Annotated in this window: 14 protein-coding genes; 8 read left to right on the forward strand and 6 right to left on the reverse strand. The window is 69.7% G+C overall.

Features of this window, described 5'->3' with window-relative positions; translation table 11 throughout:
- Positions 1 to 11: 11 nt before the first annotated feature.
- Together ACQQ2N_RS11070 and adh are read right to left on the reverse strand one after the other, a co-directional pair.
- Positions 12 to 1,730, reverse strand: a complete 1,719-nt coding sequence (locus ACQQ2N_RS11070; RefSeq protein ID WP_440221642.1) for a methanol/ethanol family PQQ-dependent dehydrogenase — start codon at positions 1,728 to 1,730, stop codon at positions 12 to 14.
- 172 nt (positions 1,731 to 1,902) lie between these two features.
- On the reverse strand, positions 1,903 to 3,423 hold the full coding sequence (gene adh / locus ACQQ2N_RS11075; protein WP_440221643.1) for an aldehyde dehydrogenase: 1,521 nt from the start codon (positions 3,421 to 3,423) through the stop codon (positions 1,903 to 1,905).
- Positions 3,424 to 3,675: 252 nt separating this feature from the next.
- On the opposite strand from adh, the gene ACQQ2N_RS11080 reads away from it, so the two are divergent.
- From ACQQ2N_RS11080 to ACQQ2N_RS11095, 4 genes are all read left to right on the forward strand, one after another.
- Positions 3,676 to 5,577, forward strand: a complete 1,902-nt coding sequence (locus ACQQ2N_RS11080; protein WP_440221644.1) for a sigma-54-dependent Fis family transcriptional regulator — start codon at positions 3,676 to 3,678, stop codon at positions 5,575 to 5,577.
- Positions 5,578 to 5,701: 124 nt separating this feature from the next.
- Complete coding sequence (locus tag ACQQ2N_RS11085; RefSeq protein WP_440221645.1) at positions 5,702 to 6,832, forward strand: NAD(P) transhydrogenase subunit alpha; 1,131 nt, start codon at positions 5,702 to 5,704, stop codon at positions 6,830 to 6,832.
- A 58-nt stretch (positions 6,833 to 6,890) separates the two neighbouring features.
- Complete coding sequence (locus ACQQ2N_RS11090; protein ID WP_440221646.1) at positions 6,891 to 7,178, forward strand: NAD(P) transhydrogenase subunit alpha; 288 nt, start codon at positions 6,891 to 6,893, stop codon at positions 7,176 to 7,178.
- A 91-nt stretch (positions 7,179 to 7,269) separates the two neighbouring features.
- On the forward strand, positions 7,270 to 8,679 hold the full coding sequence (locus ACQQ2N_RS11095; protein WP_440221647.1) for an NAD(P)(+) transhydrogenase (Re/Si-specific) subunit beta: 1,410 nt from the start codon (positions 7,270 to 7,272) through the stop codon (positions 8,677 to 8,679).
- Positions 8,680 to 9,012: 333 nt separating this feature from the next.
- On the opposite strand, the gene ACQQ2N_RS11100 is transcribed toward ACQQ2N_RS11095, so the two are convergent.
- Both ACQQ2N_RS11100 and ACQQ2N_RS11105 read right to left on the reverse strand, forming a co-directional pair.
- Complete coding sequence (locus ACQQ2N_RS11100; protein ID WP_440221648.1) at positions 9,013 to 9,438, reverse strand: hypothetical protein; 426 nt, start codon at positions 9,436 to 9,438, stop codon at positions 9,013 to 9,015.
- A 98-nt stretch (positions 9,439 to 9,536) separates the two neighbouring features.
- Positions 9,537 to 10,181, reverse strand: coding sequence for a pyridoxamine 5'-phosphate oxidase family protein (locus ACQQ2N_RS11105; RefSeq protein WP_440221649.1), 645 nt, complete (start codon positions 10,179 to 10,181; stop codon positions 9,537 to 9,539).
- Positions 10,182 to 10,276: 95 nt separating this feature from the next.
- Here ACQQ2N_RS11105 and pdxR point away from each other — a divergent pair, with 95 nt between their 5' ends.
- Both pdxR and sufT read left to right on the forward strand, forming a co-directional pair.
- Positions 10,277 to 11,725 carry a MocR-like pyridoxine biosynthesis transcription factor PdxR gene (pdxR, locus tag ACQQ2N_RS11110; RefSeq protein WP_440221650.1) on the forward strand — a complete coding sequence of 483 codons (1,449 nt, stop codon included), beginning with the start codon at positions 10,277 to 10,279 and terminating at the stop codon, positions 11,723 to 11,725.
- Between the two features lie 88 nt (positions 11,726 to 11,813).
- A complete protein-coding gene (sufT, locus tag ACQQ2N_RS11115; protein ID WP_440221651.1) occupies positions 11,814 to 12,368 on the forward strand; it encodes a putative Fe-S cluster assembly protein SufT in 555 nt (184 codons plus the stop codon).
- Positions 12,369 to 12,387: 19 nt separating this feature from the next.
- On the opposite strand, the gene ACQQ2N_RS11120 is transcribed toward sufT, so the two are convergent.
- Positions 12,388 to 14,904 (reverse strand): EAL domain-containing protein, encoded by a 2,517-nt coding sequence (locus ACQQ2N_RS11120; protein WP_440221652.1) that lies wholly within the window; start codon positions 14,902 to 14,904, stop codon positions 12,388 to 12,390.
- A 168-nt stretch (positions 14,905 to 15,072) separates the two neighbouring features.
- On the opposite strand from ACQQ2N_RS11120, the gene ACQQ2N_RS11125 reads away from it, so the two are divergent.
- Together ACQQ2N_RS11125 and ACQQ2N_RS11130 are read left to right on the forward strand one after the other, a co-directional pair.
- Positions 15,073 to 15,486: a hypothetical protein gene (locus tag ACQQ2N_RS11125; RefSeq protein ID WP_440221653.1), complete on the forward strand. Its 414-nt coding sequence runs from the start codon at positions 15,073 to 15,075 to the stop codon at positions 15,484 to 15,486.
- Positions 15,487 to 16,304: 818 nt separating this feature from the next.
- Positions 16,305 to 18,245 (forward strand): S8 family serine peptidase, encoded by a 1,941-nt coding sequence (locus tag ACQQ2N_RS11130; protein WP_440225744.1) that lies wholly within the window; start codon positions 16,305 to 16,307, stop codon positions 18,243 to 18,245.
- Positions 18,246 to 18,338: 93 nt separating this feature from the next.
- Here ACQQ2N_RS11130 and ACQQ2N_RS11135 read toward each other — a convergent pair whose 3' ends face one another.
- Entirely contained in the window at positions 18,339 to 18,824 is a 486-nt protein-coding gene (locus tag ACQQ2N_RS11135) for an asparaginase domain-containing protein (protein WP_440221654.1), read from the reverse strand.
- Between the last annotated feature and the right edge of the window lie 8 nt (positions 18,825 to 18,832).

The following is an 18,832-nucleotide window of genomic DNA, read 5'->3' on the forward strand; positions in this document are numbered from 1 at the left end:
CGTGGCGCTCCTTACAGCGAGAACACGTAGAGGTGGCCGCCCAGCGGGATGTTCTTCACGCGCGGATCCTCGGCCATCTCGCCGCCCCAGATCGGCGACGCGCCGCCCCAGCCGGCCCAGATGCCGACGAACTGCTTGCCGTTGACGCGCCACGTGCTCGGCACGCCGATGATGCCGGAGCTGGTCTGCGGGCTCTTCCACAGCACCTTGCCGGTCTTGGCATCGAACGCGTGCAGGTAGCCGTCGGCGCTGCCCGAGAACAGCAGGCCGCCGGCCGTCGCCAGCATGCCGCTGTTCCACGGCAGCTCGGACGGGAACGTCCAGGCCTGCTTGCCCGTGTTGAGGTCGATCGCCTGCACCGAGCCCCACTGGTTCTTGAAGGCCGGGTCGCGCATCACCTTGAACTGCGCACCGAGGTACGGCAGGCCGGCCTTGTAGCTGACCGGCACGCCCTTGATCGTCATGCACGAGTGCAGTGTCGGCACGTAGGCGTAGTGCGTGTCGGGGCTGACCGCGATCGGCCACCAGTTCTTGCCGCCGAGGAAGCTCGGACAGGTGAACACTTCCTTGTCGATGGTCGGACGCAGCGTGTCGTCGGTGACCGGCTTGCCGTTCTCGAAGCCCTTCACCGAGGTCGCGGTGGTGAACTTCTCGGCGTAGATGAGCTTGCCGTTGGTGCGGTCGATCGCATAGAACCAGCCGTTGCGGCTCGCCGACACGAGCGCCTTGTAGGCCTTGCCGCCGTGGTTGATGTCGGTGAGCACGGGCTCGTTGGTGCCGTCGTAGTCCCAGGTGTCGTTGGGCGTGTACTGGTAGTGCCACTTGATCTTGCCGTCGCCCGGATTGAGGGCGATGACCGAGTCGGTGTAGAGGTTGTCGCCGGGACGCATCGTCGCGAGCCACGGGCCCGGGTTGCCGACGCCCCACAGCAGCGTGTCGGTGTCGGGGTCGTAGCTGCCCGTGAGCCAGGCGGCGCCGCCGCCGTTCTTGTAGGCGCCCTTCGGCCAGGTGTCGCCGCCCGGCTCGTTCGGCGCCGGCACGGTGTGCTGCTTCCACGCCTGCTTGCCGGTCTTCGCGTCGAACGCGGCGACATAGCCGCGCGCGCCGTACTCGCCGCCCGAGACGCCGACCACGACCTTGCCCTTGACCACGAGCGGCGCGAGCGTCATCGCGTAGCCGAGGTCGGGCTTCTCGAGCTTCTTCTTCCAGGCGATCTTGCCGGTCTTCGCGTCGAGCGCGACGAGGTCGTTGTTGAGCGTGGCGATGTAGACCTTGTCCTCGTACAGCGCGACGCCGCGGTTGACGACGTCGCAGCACACGGTCTTGAGGCCCGTGTCGGAAAGGTCGTGCTCGTACTTCCACAGTTCCTTGCCGGTGGTCGCGTCGAGCGCGTAGATCTTGCTGCGCGGCGTGGTCACGTAGAGGTAGTTGCCGTTGACGACCGGCGGCGACTCGTGGCCGACGTCGAGGCCGGTCTTGAGTTCGTAGGCGAGCTTGAGCGAGGCGACGTTGCCGGTGTTGATGTCCTTGAACGGCGCGTAGCCCGTGCTCGCGTAGTCGCGGCGGTACATGAGCCAGCCGTCGTCGCTGCCGGCGGCGACGAGGCGCGCATCGGTCACGGGCGGGTAGTCGGCAGCGTGTGTGGCGCCGGCGGCGAGGCAGGCGAGCACGGCGAGGGAGAGCGAGAGCGCACGCTGGCGTGCGGGCGACGATGGCGAGACGGGCTTCATGGCGGTGTCGTCCTGTTCGAGGGTCGTGGCGGATGGATCGGTCGGGTGGCGCGATTCGGGAAAATTTCCCTGGCTGCAGGCAGCAGGCCTCCTTCGCGGATGCCGGGCATCCACGGGGCGGTCCATGCGGCTCGGGAAATGCGCCGCCCCGGTCGGGGCGGCGCAGGGTCGATCAGAAGAAGCCGAGCTTCTTCGGGCTGTAGCTGACGAGCAGGTTCTTCGTCTGCTGGTAGTGGTCGAGCATCATCTTGTGGTTCTCGCGGCCGATGCCGGACTGCTTGTAGCCGCCGAACGCCGCGTGCGCGGGGTAGGCGTGGTAGCAGTTCGTCCACACGCGGCCGGCCTGGATCGCGCGGCCGAAGCGGTAGGCGCGGTTGCCGTCGCGGCTCCACACGCCGGCGCCGAGGCCGTACAGCGTGTCGTTGGCGATGGCCAGCGCTTCCTCGTCGTCCTTGAACGTCGTCACCGACAGCACCGGTCCGAAGATCTCCTCCTGGAAGATGCGCATCTTGTTGTGGCCCTTGAACACGGTCGGCTTGATGTAATAGCCGCCCGCGAGGTCGCCGGCCTGCTTGTTCTGCTCGCCGCCGATGAGCACCTGCGCGCCTTCCTGCTTGCCGATGTCGATGTAGGACAGGATCTTCTCGAGCTGCTCGTTGGAGGCCTGGGCGCCGACCATCGTGGCGACGTCCAGCGGCGAGCCGAGCGTGATCGCCTCGACGCGCTTGAGCGCCTTCTCGATGAAGCGGTCGTAGATCTTCTCGTGGATCAGGGCGCGGCTCGGGCAGGTGCAGACCTCGCCCTGGTTGAACGCGAACAGCACGAAGCCCTCGATCGCCTTGTCGAGGAAGTCGTCGTCCTCGGCCATGACGTCCTCGAAGAAGATGTTCGGCGACTTGCCGCCGAGCTCGAGCGTCACCGGGATCAGGTTCTGCGAGGCGTACTGCATGATCAGGCGGCCGGTCGTGGTCTCGCCCGTGAACGCGATCTTGGCGATGCGCGGGTTCGAGGCGAGCGGCTTGCCGGCCTCGAGGCCGAAGCCGTTGACGATGTTGAGCACGCCGGCCGGCAGCAGGTCGCCGATGATCTCCGCGAGCACGAGGATGCTGGCCGGAGTCTGCTCGGCGGGCTTGAGCACGACGCAGTTGCCCGCGGCGAGTGCCGGCGCAAGCTTCCACACGGCCATGAGCAGCGGGAAGTTCCACGGGATGATCTGGCCGACGACGCCGAGCGGCTCGTGGAAGTGGTAGGCGACCGTGTCGGCATCGATCTCGCTGATGCCGCCTTCCTGCGCGCGCACGGCGCCGGCGAAGTAGCGGAAGTGGTCGACCGCGAGCGGGATGTCGGCGTTGAGCGTCTCGCGGATCGGCTTGCCGTTGTCCCAGGTCTCGGCGTAGGCGAGCAGCTCGAGGTTCTGCTCGATGCGGTCCGCGATGCGGTTGAGGATGTTGGCGCGCTCGGCGACCGAGGTGCGGCCCCATGCGTCCTTCGCGGCGTGCGCGGCGTCGAGCGCGGCCTCGATGTCGTCCTTGTCCGAACGCGGGATTTCGCCGCAGGTCTGCCCGGTCACGGGCGTGATGTTCTCGAAGTACTTGCCGTTGACGGGCGCGCGCCACTCGCCGCCGATGAAGTTCCCGTAGCGGGCCTTGAACGGGGGACGCTGGGCGAGTTGCTGCTGTTCGAGCTTGGTCATGACGCGGGAACTCCGGTGGAGAGGAATGGCCCCTCCTGTGGAGCATCGGACGTGCCAAGCGCCGCCTCCACGCGCCGATGTTGCGGTGTAGCACAGCGTCCCGCAGAGCCTTTCCGCCGGGTTCGGCATGGATATGCTGTGTTGCAGCAAAAGCCTTGCTGTACCGGCAGTTGCACGCTCCGGAAGGCTGTGCGCAGTATCGGAACACCCTCCCTCGACAGTGTCGCAAAATGCGACACACGGGATTCCGCCATGAACCGCAACCCCCCGAACGCATCGCTGCAGGCTGCGCGCCGGCGCTTCTTCGACAGCGGTGACGCCCCGCGCGGACTCGTGCCCGACACGATCCTCGAGTCGTGGCAGCGTTGCGCCGGCTTCGGCCTCTCGGCCGAGATGCGCCCGCGTGTCGAGCCGATGACGCAGGGTGAGATGAGCGAGCTCACCGACCGCTTCGAGGCGCTGCGGCGCCTGTGCCGGCCCGAGCTCGAGTCGCTGTACGCGGACGCGCGCGGCACCGGCAGCATCGTCACGCTGGCCTCGCCGGATGGCGTCGTGCTCGATGCGCTCGGCAGCGCCGATTTCCTCGACAAGGCCTCGCGCGTCGCGCTGCGGCCCGGCGTCATGTGGAGCGAACGCCACACCGGCACCAACGCGATCGGCACCGCGCTGGTCGAGCGCCGCCCGGTCGAGGTGCGTGGTGCCGAGCACTACTTCGCGCCGCACCGCATCCTGAGCTGCTCGGCCTCGCCGATCATCGATCCGTACGGCCGCCTCGCCGGCGTGCTCGACCTGTCGGGCGAATCGTCGGTGCACCACATGCACGCACTCGGCATGGTGCGCTTCGCGGTCGATCACATCGAGCACCGGCTGTTCGCCGAGACTTCGCGCGAGTGGTCGCTGCTGCTGCGCCTGCATTCGGATCCCGCGCTGCTCGGCACCGCGCGCGAAGGCCTGCTCGCATTCCGCGACCATCGCCTCGTCGCCGCGAACCGCCATGCGCTCGAACTGTTCGGCCTGTCGTGGGACGAACTGGGCCGCCGTCGCTACGACGAACTCATCGCCTCGCCGATGCCGCGCACCGACGCGATGACCTGCCTGCGCGACCACGTCGGCACGACGCTGTACGCGCGCGTCGACCGCGTCGGTGATCTCGTGCCCGCGCGCACCGACCCGGCGCCGCCGTCGCGTCCGCGTGCGGCGGCCGTCGTCGCCGCCGGCGAGCGTGTCACGCCGCGTGCGCCGCGGCCGGCGTTCAATGCGGTCGCGAGCGCACAGCTCGACCGCAGCGTGCGCCTGCTCAACGCGAACGTGCCGATCCTGCTGCAGGGCGAGACCGGGTCGGGCAAGGAGGTTTTCGCGCGCGAACTGCATCGCCGCAGCGCGCGCGCCGGCGGCAAGTTCGTCGCGGTCAATTGCGCGGCGATCCCCGAAGGCCTCATCGAAGCGGAACTGTTCGGCTACGTCGGCGGTGCGTTCACGGGCGCGCGCAAGGAGGGCGCCTCGGGCGTGCTGCGCGAGGCCGACGGCGGCGTGCTGTTCCTGGACGAGATCGGCGACATGCCGGTGTCGCTGCAGAGCCGCCTGCTGCGCGTGCTGCAGGAGTACGAGGTCGCGCCGCTCGGTGGCGGCCGTGCGGTCACGGTCGATTTCGCGGTGATCTGCGCGACGCATTGCGACCTCGACACGGCCGTCGAGGAGAAGCGCTTCCGCGCCGACCTGTTCTTCCGCATCGCGCAGCACGCCGTGCACCTGCCGGCGCTGCGCGACCACGAGGACCGCGCCGGCGTGATCCGCAGCTTCTGGCAGCAGCTCGGCTGCGACGCGACCGGGCTTGCGCTGTCGGATGCGGCGGTCGACTGCCTCGCCGCGGCCTCGTGGCCCGGCAACTTCCGCCAGCTCGTCGGCGTGCTGCGCTCGCTGCAGGTGCTCGGCGAACCCGGCGGCGTCGTCGATGTCGGCGACCTGCCCGAATCGCTGCGCCGTGCGCGTGGTGCAGTGTCAGCGGTCGCGTTCGACGGCGCCGAGCTGTCCGACATCGCGCTCGCGGCGATGGAGAGTGCGCTCAGTGCTTGCAACGGAAACGTTTCGGCGGCGGCCAAGCAGCTCGGCATCAGCCGCAGCACGCTGTACCGGCGCCTGCGCCTGGAGTCGTGACGCAGGCGCGACACGGCGCCGCGGTCGCCGTGTGCACGAATGCGCTGCTTATGCCGCGTTGCCGCTTACCGCACGTGGACAGTTGGGCTAGGATGCCGGTCCGGAACGCCGTGGGGGAGGGACCATGCCGGTTGTCGTAGCCGTACTGCGCGAGACCGCGCCGGGCGAGCGCCGTGTCGCGCTCACACCCGACGTCGCCAAGAAGCTCAAGGCCCGAGGCGCACAGCTCGTCATCGAGCAGGGTGCCGCATCGAGTGCGTATTTTGCCGATGCCACATTCGGCGATGCCGAGATCGTCGCCGATGCCGCCACTGCACTCGCACGCGCCGACGTGCTGTTGCGCGTGCAGCCGCCGACGCTCGACGAGATCGCACAGCTGCGCGAAGGCGCCGTCGTGATCTCGCACCTGCAGCCGCACCTCGCGCCCGAGCGCACGAAGGCACTGCGCGACCGCAAGGTCACCGCGTTCGCGATGGAACTGCTGCCGCGCACGACGCGCGCGCAGGCGATGGACGTGCTGTCCTCGCAGGCCGGCGTGACCGGCTACAAGGCCGTGCTGATCGCCGCCGACGCCGCGCCGAAATTCTTCCCGATGCTGACCACCGCGGCCGGCACGATCCGTCCGAGCAAGGTGCTCATCGTCGGTGCCGGCGTGGCCGGCCTGCAGGCGATCGCGACGGCACGCCGCCTCGGCGCGCAGGTCGAAGGTTTCGATGTGCGACCCGAGACGCGCGAGCAGATCGAATCGCTCGGCGCGAAGTTCCTCGATCTCGGCGTCTCGGCGGCCGGCAGCGGCGGCTATGCGCGCGAGCTCACCGCCGAAGAGCGCGAGCAGCAGCAGAAGGCGCTCGCCGATCATCTCAGGGGCATCGACGTCGTCGTCACGACGGCCGCGGTGCCGGGCCGTCGTGCACCGCGCATCATCAGCGCGGCGATGATCGCGGGCATGAAGCCCGGTGCCGTCATCGTCGACATCGCCGCGGAATCGGGTGGCAACACCGAGCTCAGCGAGGCGGGCCGCACGGTCGTCACCGACAACGGCGTCAGCATCATCGGTACGGTCAACCTGCCGGCGACGACACCGATCCACGCGAGCGAGATGTATTCGCGCAACCTGTACAACTTCCTCGAGCTGTCCCTCGCGGACGGTGCGCTCACGCTCGACTGGGACGACGAGCTCATCGCCAAGACCTGCCTCACGCACGCCGGCGAGATCCGCCACGAGCCGACGAGGCAGCTCGTCGACGCGGCATGACGCCGAACGCTACGGCCGCCACGCGCGGCCTCCATGCCAAAACCCGCAAGGTGACGCCATGATCGACGGATTCCTCGCGCTCTACATCTTCATGCTCGCCGCGTTCACCGGCAAGGAGATCATCGGCCGCGTGCCGGTGATCCTGCACACGCCGCTCATGTCGGGCTCGAACTTCGTGCACGGCATCGTGCTGGTCGGCGCGATGATCGCGCTCGCGCACGCCGACACGCTGCTCGGCCAGGTCATCGGCTTCATCGGCGTCGCGCTCGGCGCGGGCAATGCGGCCGGCGGCTACGTCGTCACCGAACGCATGCTCGAGATGTTCAAGTCCAGCAAGGACAAGTAGCCCATCGCCGGCCGCCCGCGACGGCGCCGGCCACCGCTTCACGCGCACGCGCCACCGGCGCGACGCCTGCCACTCTTCCGGGGAAACACGCATGGATCTCGACAACGCGCTGATCTGGATCGCCAAGGCGAGCTACTTTCTCGCCGCCGTGCTGTTCATCCTCGGCATCAAGCGCATGGCCTCCCCGGTCACGGCGCGCAAGGGCATCGTGCAGGCCGGCATCGGCATGGTCATCGCGACGCTCGCGACGTTCGCGATCACGGGCGGTCACAACATCGGCCTCATCATCGCCGCGATCGCGGTCGGCGTCGTGCCGACATGGCTGTGGGGCAAGAAGGTCGCGATGACCGACATGCCGCAGATGGTCGCGCTGTTCAACGGCATGGGCGGCGGTTCGGCCGCCGCGATCGGCGCGGGCGAGCTGCTCAAGTTCTCGGCGGTAGGCGCCGCGTCGGTGCCGGTCGTGACGATCGCGCTCGCGGTGCTCGGTGCGCTGATCGGCGCGATCTCGATGACCGGCTCGATCATCGCCTGGGCCAAGCTCGACGGCCGCATGGACAAGCGCTTCACGTTCGGCGGCCAGCAGGTCTTCAACTTCGCCGTGTTCGCCGCGGCCGTCGCCACCGGCCTCGCGCTGATCGCGTGGCAGGTGCAGCCCTGGCTCATCGTCACGTTCTTCGTGCTCGCGCTCGCGTTCGGCGTGCTCATGACGCTGCCGATCGGCGGCGCCGACATGCCGGTCGTGATCTCGCTCTACAACGCGTTCACGGGCCTCGCGGTCGCGTTCGAAGGCTACGTGATGGGCATCGAGGCGCTCATCGTGGCCGGCATGGTGGTCGGCGCGGCCGGCACGTTCCTGACCCAGCTCATGGCCAAGGCGATGAACCGGCCGATCAGCGGCGTGCTGTTCTCGAACTTCGGCGGCGGTGGCGAAGGCGCCGCGATCGAGGGCTCGCAGAAGCCGATCGAGGCCGCCGATGCCGCGTCGCTGCTGTACATGGCCGAGAAGGTCATCATCGTGCCGGGCTACGGCATGGCCGTCGCGCAGGCCCAGCACAAGATCTGGGAGCTCTCGCAGCAGCTCATCAAGGCCGGCAAGGACGTCAAGTTCGCGATCCATCCGGTCGCGGGCCGCATGCCCGGCCACATGAACGTGCTGCTCGCCGAGGCCGGCGTGCCGTACGACCTCATCGCCGACATGGACGACATCAATCCCGAGTTCAAGACGTGTGACGTCGCCATCGTCATCGGCGCCAACGACGTCGTGAACCCGGCCGCGAAAACCGACAAGTCGTCGCCGATCTTCGGCATGCCGATCCTCGATGTCGTCGAGTCGCGCCAGACCATCGTGATCAAGCGCGGCAAGGGCACCGGCTTCGCCGGCATCGAGAACGCGCTGTTCTACGCCGACAACACGCGCATGCTCTACGCCGACGGCAAGGACGCGGCCAACCAGCTCGGCGCCGAGCTCAAGGCGATCGAGGGCGGCGGCGGGCACTGAGTCCGGCGATCGCGACTGTTGCGCAGCGCGTAACCCGCAAAGCGGCTTCCGCCGCCACGCGAAGTGGCGTGCGGCCGCAGCTAGCACCATCCGTACCGACGACGCGCGTCACGGCGGAATCGCCTGCGGCGGTTCCGCCCTACGCGTGGGACGAGAAGCAACGCAAGAGCGGGGAGGGCTTCGGTAGGGCGGAACCCGCGCAGCGGACTACGCCGTCACGCGGAGTTGCGCGCAGCGTCACTCTCGTCGCGTCGACCGCTCGTGTCGCCGTGTCCACGAGGAGATCACCTTCCTTGACTCCTCACCACGCGTCTGCCGTCCGGGCGGACCGCGTCAGCGTGACCGCCACACCAGCCACGCCGACAGCACCGCGGCGAGCACGATCGTGCCGATGTGGAAGCCGGTCATGTCCGCCCAGCTCACCGCGGCGGCCATCTCGGGGCCGATCGCGAGCAGGGTCGAGCGCATCGGCAGGCCGAGGAACGTCGCGACCTTGGCCGCGGCGAGCAGGTAGCTTGCGTAGGCGCAGGCGAGCAGCGTGAGCGCGGCGGCGACCGCACTGCCGGACAGCGTGCGTGCGAAGCCGTGGTTGCGCAGCGCCCATGCGACCAGCGCGCCGGTCGGCAGCGCGAGCACGACGAGGTCCATGCGCAGGTAAAGCTGCGCCACGCACCAGACCGCGCCCGCGGCGAGTGCGCACATGAACGCCGTGGCGAGGCCGACGACGAGCTGCGGACGGTGCCGGCCTTCAGAGGACATCGGCGTGGACGATCGGTCGCGGCATGCGGCGGGCCTTCCTGAGGGTCCGCGATCTTAGCGGCTCGCGCCGGTGGCGCGGAACCGCCGGTCGTCGTGCCTCAGCCGGCCAGGCGGCGCGCGGACGCGGGCAGGTCGACGCCCGGCGTCGCGTCGTCGGCGACGACCGGTTCGCCGTAGACGAGCGCCATCGGCACGACGCCGCTCCAGACGGGCAGCCCGGCATCGGCGGCATCGTCCCTGGGTCCGCCTTCGCGCACCTTCGCGCTCGCGTCCTCGATCGTGAAGCGCAGCAGCATCGTCGCAGCGAGTTCGTTGCGGTCGGCCGCGCGCGACTCGACGGCGCGGCCCGGGATCATCGCGTCGACGAAGCGTGCGAGCGCCGCGGCCTTCTCGTCGGCGTCGGTCACCGGCACGGCACTGCCGAACGCGACGACCGAGCGGTAGTTGGCCGAGTGGTGGAAATGCGAGCGCGCGAACACGAGGCCGTCGAGCAGGGTCACCGCGATGCTCGCGCGCACGCCGTCGCCGAGCGTGCGCATGAGGCGGCTCGCGATCGAGCCGTGCAGCAACAGCGTATCGCCGTCGCGTGCGTACAGCATCGGGATCACGAACGGCTGGCCGTCGTCGTCGGCGAAGGCGACATGGCACAGCCACGCGGCGTCGAGGATCGCGTGGATCGAGGCGGCGTCGTAACGCGCGCGCTGGCGCACGCGGCGGACGTCGTGGCGGGCAGGTGTCGGCATCTCGGCGGGCATCGGAGGGGATTGACGGCGGCCATGCTGCACCGACAGATTGGCCCCTTCGAGTCCCGCCTCGCGGGAAATCGCTGGAGCCAATCGTGTACCTCGACCTCGACGGCCAGGGCCCGCGCTACGCGCAGCTGATCCGTGCGCTCAAGCAGGCGATCCTCGACCGCCGCCTCGCGCCGGGCGTGCGCCTGCCGGCCAGCCGCGTGCTCGCGCGCGACCTCGACCTCTCGCGCAACACCGTGCTCGCGGCCTACGAGCAGCTGCAGGCCGAGGGTTTCGTCGTCGCGCGCGTCGGCTCGGGCAGCTACGTCGCCGAACTGGGCACGCGCGCGACGCCGTCGCGGCGCAGTGCCGCCGACGCGCTGGTCGCACCGCTGTCGCCGTTCGCGCGGCGTGCGCTCGACCTCAGCGACGGCGCGCGCGTTCCGGGCCATCAGCACGCCGGCCTGCGCTACAACCTGCAGTACGGCCTGCCGCTGGCCAATCCCGCGCTCGCGAGTGCGTGGCGGCGCGAGATCAGCCGCGCGACCGAGCGCGCCGATTTCGGTTATCCCGACGCGCAAGGCCTGCCCGCGCTGCGCGAGCAGATCTGCGACTACCTCGCACGTCGACGTGGCGTCAGCGCCGCGCCCGAGGACGTGCTCGTGCTGTCGGGCACGCAGCAGGCGTTCGCGCTGGCCTCGCGCGTGCTGCTCGGCGACGGCGCGACGGTCGTGCTCGAGGATCCGCACTACCGCGGCGCGCGCCAGATCTTCCTCGCGCATGGCGCGCGCGTGCGTGCCTGCCGCGTCGACGCCGAAGGCCTCGTGCCGTCGGCGTTGCCCTCGCGCGCGCGGCTCGCCGTGGTCACGCCGTCGCACCAGTTCCCGACAGGTGCGCTGCTGCCGCTGTCACGGCGTGTCGAGCTGCTGGCCTGGGCGGTCGAGCGGCGCGCGTGGCTCATCGAGGACGACTACGACGGCGAATTCCGCTATGGCGGGCGCCCGCTCGCGGCGCTCAAGTCGCTCGACCAGGACGGTCGTGTCATCTACATCGGCAGCTTCTCCAAGACCTTGTTCCCGGCGTTGCGGCTCGGCTACATGGTGTTGCCGGCCGCACTGCGCGAGGCGTTCCGCGCGGCCAAGTGGCTCGAGGACCGCGGCAGCACCACGCTCGAGCAGTTCGCGCTCGCGCAGTTCATGGCCAACGGCGGTTTCGAACGCCACCTGCGCCGCGCGACGCAGACGCTGCGCGCGCGCCGGGCGGCGATGCTCGCGGGCCTGCGCCGCCACGCCGGGGCCTCGCTCGAGGTGGTCGACTCCAATGCGGGCATGCACCTGACCGCGTGGCTGCGCACGGGCTCGCACGCCGACTGCGAGCGTCTCGCGGCGCATGCGCGCGAGCGCGGGCTCGGCCTCTACACGGTCGCGCCGTATTCGCTGCAACTGCCCGCTCGGCCGGGCCTGCTGTTCGGCTACGCGGGCCTTCCACCGGCCGACATCGAGGCCGCGCTGCGCCTGTTCGGGCGCTGCCTGCGCGACACCGGCCTGCTCGCTTGAAGCCCGCCTCGGCCGACCCGATATCGGCGGGCGGGAAGCCGTATCATGCGCGCCCCACCGCCCCCGTCCCGACGCTCCCCGACACGCCATGGGTTACAGCTCCACCTCCGAACCGGTGCGCTTCGAGCGCGATTGCCCCGCCGTCATGGTGCCGCAGGGCGATGCCGTGACCTTGCCCGCGGGGGAGGCCGGCTACGTGACCCAGGCGCTCGGTGGCAGCTTTACCGTCTACGTCGACGGCAACCTGTTCCGCATCGCCGGTGCCGACGCCGACGCGATCGGCAAGACCCCGCCCGCGCCGATCGAACTGCCCGACGGCGCCGGTGACGCCGAGGTCGAGCAGCTGGTCTGGGCGCAGCTGCGCACCTGCTTCGATCCGGAGATCCCGATCGACATCGTCGAGCTCGGCCTCGTCTACGACTGCACGCTCGAGCCGCTCGAGGACGGCAACCGCCGCGTCGAGGTACGCATGACGCTGACCGCGCCCGGATGCGGCATGGGTGACGTGCTCGTCGACGACGTGCGCTCCAAGCTCGAGATGATCCCGACGATCGTCGATGCCGACGTCTCGCTCGTGTTCGATCCGCCGTGGAACCAGACCATGATGTCGGAAGCGGCGAAGCTCGAGACCGGGATGTTCTGACACCCGCGACGCGGGGCCGTCACCAGAGCGGACGACCGAAGTCGAACTCGGGTTGCGCGAGCGGCTGCGAGAAGGCCGGGCCAACGGCGTAGTCGATGCCGAGGCGCAGCAGCAGATGCGCGCGGTTCGCGTTGTCGGTCTCGGGTGCGATGACCGCGGCGCCGGCGGAATGTGCCTTGCGCACGAGCGCCATGACCGTGTCGGCCACCGAACGCACGCTGCCGAGTTCGAGCACGAGCGCGGGATCGAGTCGCACGACGTCGACCTCGAGCTGCTTGAGCGCGTGCACGGCGGCCCAGTCGCGGCCGAAATCCGACAGGCACACGCGCACGCCGAGTTCGCGCAGCTCGGCGATGCGCGCGCGGCCGCGCTCGCCCGTGTCGATAAGCGGCGAGCACGGCAGCACGAGGGTCAGGCCGGTGCCCGACAGGTGGCGTTCCTTGAGTTCGCGTGCGAGCCACCAGGCGAGGTCGGGCGCGAGCACCGAGTCGACCGATTGCGGCACGAGCAGGCGCAGCTGGCGACCACGCTTGAGCTGCTGTTCGCGCACCTCGAGCGTGTGCTCGAGCAGCCAGCGGTCCATGCGTGCGAGGCTTTCCCGGTCACTCGCGACCGAGGCGAGATCCTCGTAGGCGATCGACGTGCCCGGATTCTGCGCGCTGCGCACGCGGAAGCGCAGGTCGAACTGTCCGCTGAGCTTGCCGGCGAGCGGCACGATCGGCAGGAAGTCGACCGCGATCTGCTCGGCACGCAGCGGCCGGCCCAGCACGGCGCGTGCGGCGAGCTGCGGATCGCTCGGCAGCAATGCGGCTTCCTTGGCTTCGTACCAGAGCACGCGATCGCCACCCATGTGGCGTGCGGCGAGCTGCGCGCCTTCGGCATTGACCACGACGGCATCGATGCCGGCGACCTCGCCACCGAGCAGGGCCAGGCCGATGCTCGCCGTGATCGCATGGGCGCGTTCGGCGAAGCGCCACGGTTCCCGCGCGAACGCGGTGCGGATGTTCTCGGCGGTCAGGCTGGCCTCGCCACGCGAGCGGCGGTGCACGAGCACGAAATAGTGGAAATCCTGGTAATGCGCGGCGATGTCGGTGACCTCGAGCTGCGAGCGCAGCAGTTGTCCGACATGCGCGTCGAGCGCGGCGAGGCCGCTCAGGCCGATGCTCTCGCGCAGTTCCTGCGCGTGGTCGATCGCCACGCACATGAGGGCCGCGGAACGATCGCCGAGCACGTTGCCCAGCTTCTCGAGCAGCACCGCGCGCGAGTACAGCCCGGTGCGCGGATCACGACCGCCCGAGGCGCCGATCATGTCGCGCAGCCAGCGCAGGCGGGTCAGCCGCGACAGCAGCGCATGGGTCAGGTGACGCGCCTTGACCGGCTCGAGCAGCACGTCGTCGCAGCCGGCAGCGATCGCGTCGAAGCGGTGGCCGACGTCGCCGCTGGCCGACATGAGAATGATCGGCAGCGCCGCATGCTCGGGCTGCTGGCGCACGAGCTGGACGAGTTCGAGGCCGTGCACGTCGGCGAGTTCCTCGTCGACCACGAGCATGTCGGGACGGAACTCCGACAGCGCGGTCAACGTGCCCTGGCCGTTGGTCGACAGGCGCACGGTCATGCCGCGCTCGGCGAGCCAGCGCGCGCGCTCGCCGGCGCGCTCGCGATCGCCTTCGGCGAGCAGTACGCGCCACGGCGTCTGCAGCGTGTGCATGAGCAGCTCGTCGATGCGGCCGATGACACGCAGCGAGTCGAGCGGTGCACTGAACAGGCCGACCGCGCCGGCACGCATCGCGAGCAGGCGGTCGCCGAGGTCGCCCTTGCGCGAGAACGCGAGCAGCGGCGGCGAGGCCTCGATGTCCGACGTGGCCGCGGCGATGCGCGCGCGGATGCGCGGCAGGTGGCGCAGCAGGCGCGTGTCGAGCAGCAGGGCGCCGGGCACGACGTTGTCGACGAACGCGAGCAGGTCATCGACCTCGACGAACGCATGTACCTGGTAACCGCGTTCGAGCAGCGCCGCGGCGAGGCCAGGCGCACCGCGCACGAAGTCGCCGAACAGGCACATCGCGCGCGGCAGGCGCAGGGGGCCGTCGGCCTTCGTCGCCTTCGCGGGCTTCGGAAGGGGCGCTGCTTCGGTCTCGACGTCGGCATCGGGGATGTGCGGGCGCGTGCCGGTGTCGCCGCGCAACGCATGCACCTCGGCGCGAGCGTTGCCCGACAGTTCGCTCAGTGCGCTGCCGAGCGCGTTGACCATCGAAGCCAGGCGTTCGAGATCGCGTGCATTCGGCACGAGGCGATCGTCGATGAACGAACACAGGTAGGCGGCGAGCTCGAGAGCCGAGCCGTTGACCATCGACAGCCCCATCTCCTCGCTCGTCGTCGCGATCTGGTCGAGCTCGTCGCCAAGCTGCCGCGCGGCGGCATGGTCCCAGCCCGAGCGTGCGAGCGGCTGCCAGCGACGCACGAGGCCGAGGCAGCGCTCGTGCAGCGCCTCGCGTGCGACGTGGTCGGGCAGGCTGTAGGTGGCGTCGTGGCCGCTCATGGGTCCAGGGGTCCGGTCCGGCGCTCGCGCGCCGGTGCACGCGCCGCGTGCCGCGCCAGCGTCGCCGAAGCTTGCGGGCATCGTCGTGCGCTGGCGCACAGTTTGCCCCGTGCCACGGTACGCCGGAAGCGTGCGCGCCTGCTAGCATCGCCGCACCCGGAGGGCGAGATGAAACGACGTCTGCACGTGATCGCGATGGTGCTGTTCCTGCTCGTGGCGGCGTTCGATCTGGTCCTGTGGGGCGGCGTGCCTTCGATCCCCGATGCGGGCGAGAAGATCAGGCGTTCGGCGAACGCCGAGGCACCGGTCGCCGCGACCTACATCCTGCTCGGCAGCTGGGTCGACAACACCGTGCCGTCGCTCGGGCGATGGGGCACCGAGACGATGACCGAAGCGCTCGGGCCGTTGTTGCCCCGCATCGCCGAGGAACCGGCCGTGGCGATGGATCTCATCCTCAACACCTCGCAGGGGCGACTGCACGGCTGGGTCAAGACGGCCTACTGGGCTGCACCGGTGCTGCTCGTGATCACGGCGCTGCTGTGGTGGCGACGTCCGAAGAAGATCAGCCTCATGCGCCGCTGAAAAAGGGCGACCTTCGGCGTCGGTGCATGCCGCGCTGGCGGCTCACGGCGAACGTGGGGCAACGAGATTCACGACGCGCTTCGTACGAACGTTGTGCACAAATGCGCATCGGGCGACCTCGGGAAAACCCGTGCCGCGGGCATGCCGAAACGCGTGATCGGGTTCGCACACAGGCCCGTCACGGGCGCGTAACGTCCATGACTTCCTGCCTACCTGAGGGGTCACCCGGAAGACCGCAAGAGAATCCCGCTGCCGGGGCAGCAGGGGGGTTCGCCGCTGGCTTTTGATCGAGTCTCGACATCCGGTCCTCGTCAGGCCGGAAGCCACGGCACAGGGAGTGGGCACGCCCGGGGAGACCGCGAACGCGGTCGTCATGCTCGTCCAATCTCTGGAGGTTTTCTGTGAAGCCGGATTCGTACACCGCTTTGCGCCGTACCTCGCTTTCCGTCGCCATGCTCGCGCTGCTCGGTTGCAGTGCCGCCGCCATGGCCGCCAGTGCCACGCCCGCCGAAATCCAGGCCTACGCCGATCGCGCGAACTTCACCGCCGACGTCTCCGGCCAGCGGGTCACGCACTACATCGTCACCTACGCCGAAGGCGCCGCCGAGAGCGATGCATCCGCGTTCACGGCCGACCTCTCGCGCGTGTCGCGCGAGACCGGCCTCACGTTCAAGTCGGCCCGTCGCCTCGCGACCGGCGCCGAGCTCGTCGAAGTCGTCGCCGACGAAGCTTCGAAGAAGGCCGCTGCGACCGTGACCGACGTGCTCGTCGCGTTCGCGCGCAACCCGGCCGTCGCCTACGTCGAGCCCGACCGCCTCATGCGCGCGGTGCTGTCGCCGAACGACACGAACTACGCCAGCCAGTGGGATCTCTTCGAAGCCACGGGCGGCCAGAACCAGCCGTCCGCGTGGGACATCGCGACGGGCGCGGGCATCCGCGTCGCGGTGATCGACACGGGCATCGTTCCGCACACCGACCTCGCCGGCCAGACCGTCGGCGGCTACGACTTCATCAGCAGCTCGACCGAGGCGCGCGACGGCAACGGCCGCGACGCGAATCCGAACGACGAAGGCGACTGGTTCAACTCGACCGAGTGCGGCACGGGCTACGCGTCGAACTCGAGCTGGCACGGCACGCACGTGACCGGCACGATCGCCGCGCTGACCAACAACGCCTCGGGCATCGCCGGCGTCGCGTTCGGTTCGAAGGTCGTCCCGGTGCGCGTGCTCGGCCGCTGCGGCGGCAGCACCTCGGACATCGTCGACGCGATCGTGTGGTCGTCGGGTGGCAGCGTCAGCGGCGTGCCCGCGAACGCCAATCCGGCGCGCGTCATCAACATGAGCCTCGGCGGCAGCGGTTCCTGCGGATCGTTCCAGGCCGCGGTCAACACGGCGCGCAACAACGGCACCGTCGTCGTCGTCGCCGCGGGCAACTCGAACGCGAACGTGTCGGGCTTCTCGCCGGCCAACTGTTCGGGCGTGATCTCGGTCGCGGCCACGAACCGCGCCGGTGCACGTGCCTACTACTCGAACTACGGTGCGGGCATCACGGTGTCGGCCCCGGGTGGCGAAACCAACTCGGTCGCCTCGAACGGCATCCTGTCGACGCTCAATGCGGGCACGACGACGCAGGGTGCGCAGAGCTATGCGTACTACCAGGGCACGTCGATGGCGGCGCCGCACGTCGCCGGCCTCGCCGCGCAGATCCTGTCGATCAACGGCAGCCTCACGCCCGACCAGGTCAGGAACTACATCACGAACAACGCGCGCGCGTTGCCGGGTGCCTGCTCGGGCGGCTGCGGTGCCGGCATCATCAACGCGACCGCGACGCTGCAGGCCGTGTCCGGTGGCGGCAGCAACGCCGCACCCGTGGCGAACTTCAGCTTCACGACGAGCGGCCTCACGGCGACGTTCTCCGACAGCTCGACCGACAGCGACGGCACGATCGCATCGCGCTCGTGGAACTTCGGTGACGGCACCACCTCGACGGCGACCAACCCGAGCAAGACCTACGGCGCGGCGGGCACGTACAACGTCACGCTGACGGTCACCGACAACGGCGGCGCGACCAACACCAGGACCTCCGCGGTCACTGTGTCCAGCGGCGGTGGTGGCGGCAACGTGCTCTCGAACGGTGTCCCCGTGACCAACCTGTCGGGTGCCGCGGGCGCGACGCTGGCCTACACGCTCGTCGTGCCGGCCGGTGCGACCAACCTGCGCTTCCAGATCGCCGGCGGTACCGGTGATGCGGACCTCTACGTGCGCTACGCCTCGGCGCCGACCACGGCGACCTACGACTGCCGTCCGTACCAGAGCGGCAACAACGAGACCTGCAACATCACCAACGTGCAGGCGGGTACGTACCACGTGATGATCCGCGGCTACAGTGCGTTCTCGGGCGTCTCGCTGACCGGCAGCTTCACGGCACCGAGTGGCGGCGGCGGTGGCAACGTGCTGCAGAACGGCGTCGCCGTGACGGGCGTGTCGGGTGCGGCCAACGCGACCGTGTCGTACACGATGGTCGTGCCGGCGGGAGCTTCCAACCTGCGCTTCCAGCTTGCCGGTGGCACCGGTGACGGTGACCTCTACGTGCGCTTCGGCTCCGCGCCGACCACGTCGGTCTACGATTGCCGTCCGTACCTGAGCGGCAACAACGAGACCTGCAACATCACCAACGTGCAGGCCGGCACGTACCACGTCTCGGTGCGTGGCTACACCGCGTTCTCGGGAGCGTCGCTGACGGGCAGCTTCACGCCCTGATGCCGGCATGCCGCGGCACGGGGTGTGCCGCGGCATGACGCTCCACGACCTCGGCGGCCGGCAGCGATGCCGGCCGTCTTCGTTCGCGGGGGCTCAGGCCGACTCGAAGCGGTTCGCGTCGCGGTTCTTGCGCACGCGCGCGGGATCCCAGATGCGGCCGTTCATCGCGATGTAGACGCCGTTCGGGAGCGTCTGCACGGCGCCGACCGCGCAGCCGACGTTGAAGACCGCGTCCGAACCCTGGAAGCGCGCCGGATTGAGCGCGCCCGTCATGACGATGACCTTGTCCTCGATCGCGCGCAGCACCGCCGCGGTCTCGACCATCGTGTCGGTGCCGTGGGTGACCAGCACGTGGCGGTGCGGCTGTGCGGCGATCAGGCGGCGCAGCAGTTCGCGGTCCTCGTCGTCGAGGTGCAGGCTGTCCTTGCGCATCGCCGGGATCACGTCGAACGAGAACGTCACGCCGAGCGCCTCGAGGATCTTGCCGATCTGCGGATCGCCGATCTCGTAGGCCGACTTGTCGTCGAAGTAGACCTTGTCGATCGTGCCGCCCGTGGTGACGATGGAGAGGTGCTGCATGGGAGATC

The organism is Dokdonella aquatica, assembly GCF_051987395.1.
GTDB lineage: Bacteria > Pseudomonadota > Gammaproteobacteria > Xanthomonadales > Rhodanobacteraceae > Dokdonella.

Excerpts from the sequence above, each read along its gene's own strand:
- ACQQ2N_RS11070 (WP_440221642.1), bottom strand. The coding sequence starts at position 1,730 with ATGAAGCCCGTCTCGCCATCGTCGCCCGCACGCCAGCGTGCGCTCTCG.
- adh (WP_440221643.1), bottom strand. The coding sequence starts at position 3,423 with ATGACCAAGCTCGAACAGCAGCAACTCGCCCAGCGTCCCCCGTTCAAG.
- ACQQ2N_RS11080 (WP_440221644.1), top strand. The coding sequence starts at position 3,676 with ATGAACCGCAACCCCCCGAACGCATCGCTGCAGGCTGCGCGCCGGCGC.
- ACQQ2N_RS11085 (WP_440221645.1), top strand. The coding sequence starts at position 5,702 with ATGCCGGTTGTCGTAGCCGTACTGCGCGAGACCGCGCCGGGCGAGCGC.
- ACQQ2N_RS11090 (WP_440221646.1), top strand. The coding sequence starts at position 6,891 with ATGATCGACGGATTCCTCGCGCTCTACATCTTCATGCTCGCCGCGTTC.
- ACQQ2N_RS11095 (WP_440221647.1), top strand. The coding sequence starts at position 7,270 with ATGGATCTCGACAACGCGCTGATCTGGATCGCCAAGGCGAGCTACTTT.
- ACQQ2N_RS11100 (WP_440221648.1), bottom strand. The coding sequence starts at position 9,438 with ATGTCCTCTGAAGGCCGGCACCGTCCGCAGCTCGTCGTCGGCCTCGCC.
- ACQQ2N_RS11105 (WP_440221649.1), bottom strand. The coding sequence starts at position 10,181 with ATGCCGACACCTGCCCGCCACGACGTCCGCCGCGTGCGCCAGCGCGCG.
- sufT (WP_440221651.1), top strand. The coding sequence starts at position 11,814 with ATGGGTTACAGCTCCACCTCCGAACCGGTGCGCTTCGAGCGCGATTGC.
- ACQQ2N_RS11120 (WP_440221652.1), bottom strand. The coding sequence starts at position 14,904 with ATGAGCGGCCACGACGCCACCTACAGCCTGCCCGACCACGTCGCACGC.
- ACQQ2N_RS11125 (WP_440221653.1), top strand. The coding sequence starts at position 15,073 with ATGAAACGACGTCTGCACGTGATCGCGATGGTGCTGTTCCTGCTCGTG.
- ACQQ2N_RS11130 (WP_440225744.1), top strand. The coding sequence starts at position 16,305 with ATGCGCGCGGTGCTGTCGCCGAACGACACGAACTACGCCAGCCAGTGG.
- ACQQ2N_RS11135 (WP_440221654.1), bottom strand. The coding sequence starts at position 18,824 with ATGCAGCACCTCTCCATCGTCACCACGGGCGGCACGATCGACAAGGTC.